We start from the raw sequence: 2,004 nt of genomic DNA, 5'->3' as shown, positions 1-2,004 counted from the left end.
TTGACATACTCCCGACGCTCCCCTACGGGAGAGCGCGGGATTCTTCAGCCAAGGAAGCCCTGACCGCAGTGTTAACAGAAGTGATGTCCTCCTCCTGTGTTGATAACAATCCAATTTTCTGTATCAGAAGTGCCGAGTTATAGTCCCTATCTAGTTCCTGTCCACACTCCGGACAGGAATGCCAACGTTCGGATAAGCTTTTAGGTACTTTGCTCAAACATTCCCAACAATGCTGAGATGTTCCTTTTGGGTCTACTTTGATAATTCTTTTGCCTAGTTTCCAGGCAACATACTCTAGAATCTGAACAAACTTACCAAAGGCTGCATCTTGCAAAGACTTATTCAGCCCTGATTTGACTGATTGGCCGTTGGGTAAAAATTGACCATTATCGCCTAACTTGGCCTTGCAACGTCGGACTAAATTAGCTATTTGCAAGTCTTCGATGAACATAACATTTACATCCGAAAACAGATGATAAGCAAGTTTGAATTGCCAGTCTAATCTTTGCCTCGCTATTAGTTGATGCAGTTTCGCTATCTTACGCTTGAGAATTTTCCAAGGTTTTGAGTGCTTTGGTTTCTTAGCCAATCTCATTTGAAGTTTAGACAAACGATGTTCAGAGAGTCTAAAAAACTTAGGGACTTCTATAAACTCCCCATCAGATGTAACAGCATAGTGTAATAATCCCAAGTCAATACCCTTTGAGTTATCTTCGGTGGGTTGAATTTCTACAACCTCATAAGGCACAGTCTTATCTTCGATTGTGAAACTGATATAGTATCCATCCGCTTCTCGAATTACTGTACCCGTCTTAACCTTGAAACCTTCTGGTATTGGGCGATTGTACAGGAAGGGGATTAGGCCAATTTTTGGTAAATTGACACAAAAACGACCGTTAGCATTTTTAACAATATTGGTTTTTGATAACTGAGGATAACTGAACGAGTTATAATAATGCCTTCCCTTGAATTTCGGTCTACCACTGGTTTTGCCGTTTTTGTCAGGTAAAGTAAAGTTATCCATTGTGGTTTGCACGCGCTGAATAACGTCTTGAAGAACCTGGGAGTGCATAGACTTATACTCAGGGAAGAGTTTTTTAGTCTGTGCTAAATCCGCTAGCTGTACCGTTTCCCACAAAACATAACCATTAACTATGTTCGGGTGCTTATCTCCTTTCTTTGTTATCGGATGACCATTACTATCCTTTTTCCTACCGTCGCGCGTTTGCGTTCTCAACTCCGGAATATTTTGATAAATCCGTTCTACAGGTACTACTGAAACATTAAGTGGACAAGCATTAACTGGTGTACGCGTTGCTTCAAACCAGTTTAACCTTTCAGCCAAACGATAGTTATATTGCTTTCGGGCCATTTCTAACCAATTAGCAATAATAACTGTATGACTTTTATGTGGTTTTAGCTTGTACTTGTATTTCAATAGCATAGAGATTTGAATTCCTGCACTATACATCTGTTATTATAATGACTGTATATACAATTGTCAACAGCTATAGCAAAATAATTATGAAAAAAGATTTTGTATCTAGTGGCAGAGCCGTATCTGACATGAAAGCTCACTTAGTCTTAGTAACAAAATATAGAAAAAAAGTAATCAATCAGGAGATGCTCAAACGATTAGGAGAAATAGTAGACAATCTATGCACTAAATGGGAGTGCAAACTAATAGAGTTTAATGGTGAACCCGACCATGTACACTTGCTATTCCAATACTACCCACAGCTTGAGTTGCCTAAATTTGTTACCAATCTAAAATCTGTAAGCAGCAGAAGGCTGAGAACAGAGTTTTCAGAACAAATCAATAAAGCTTATTTCAAAGCTGTGTTTTGGAGTGAATCTTACTTTATTGCTAGCTGTGGTGGCGTCAGTGTTTCAGTGCTAAAGAAGTATATAGAAAATCAGGACGAACCACACACATAACGCCCGGCTTTCCCATACGACGCTCCCCTACGGGAGAGCGCGGGACTTCCCGCCGGGGGAGTTAAA

The 2,004-nt window shown here is 40.1% G+C and carries 2 protein-coding genes; one reads left to right on the top strand and one right to left on the bottom strand.

Going from position 1 to position 2,004, the window contains the following annotated elements:
- Positions 1–22: 22 nt before the first annotated feature.
- On the bottom strand, positions 23–1,444 hold the full coding sequence (locus F6K15_RS37835; RefSeq protein WP_293071228.1) for a transposase: 1,422 nt from the start codon (positions 1,442–1,444) through the stop codon (positions 23–25).
- An 80-nt stretch (positions 1,445–1,524) separates the two neighbouring features.
- On the opposite strand from F6K15_RS37835, the gene tnpA reads away from it, so the two are divergent.
- Entirely contained in the window at positions 1,525–1,938 is a 414-nt protein-coding gene (gene tnpA / locus F6K15_RS37830; RefSeq protein ID WP_293071229.1) for an IS200/IS605 family transposase, read from the top strand.
- Positions 1,939–2,004: the final 66 nt, after the last annotated feature.

The sequence above is a fragment of the Okeania sp. SIO2B3 genome (assembly GCF_010672525.1).
Classification (GTDB): Bacteria; Cyanobacteriota; Cyanobacteriia; order Cyanobacteriales; family Microcoleaceae; genus Okeania.
This window is presented reverse-complemented; position numbering and strand designations above follow the sequence as displayed.

Excerpts from the sequence above, each read along its gene's own strand:
- tnpA (WP_293071229.1), top strand. The coding sequence starts at position 1,525 with ATGAAAAAAGATTTTGTATCTAGTGGCAGAGCCGTATCTGACATGAAA.
- F6K15_RS37835 (WP_293071228.1), bottom strand. The coding sequence starts at position 1,444 with ATGCTATTGAAATACAAGTACAAGCTAAAACCACATAAAAGTCATACA.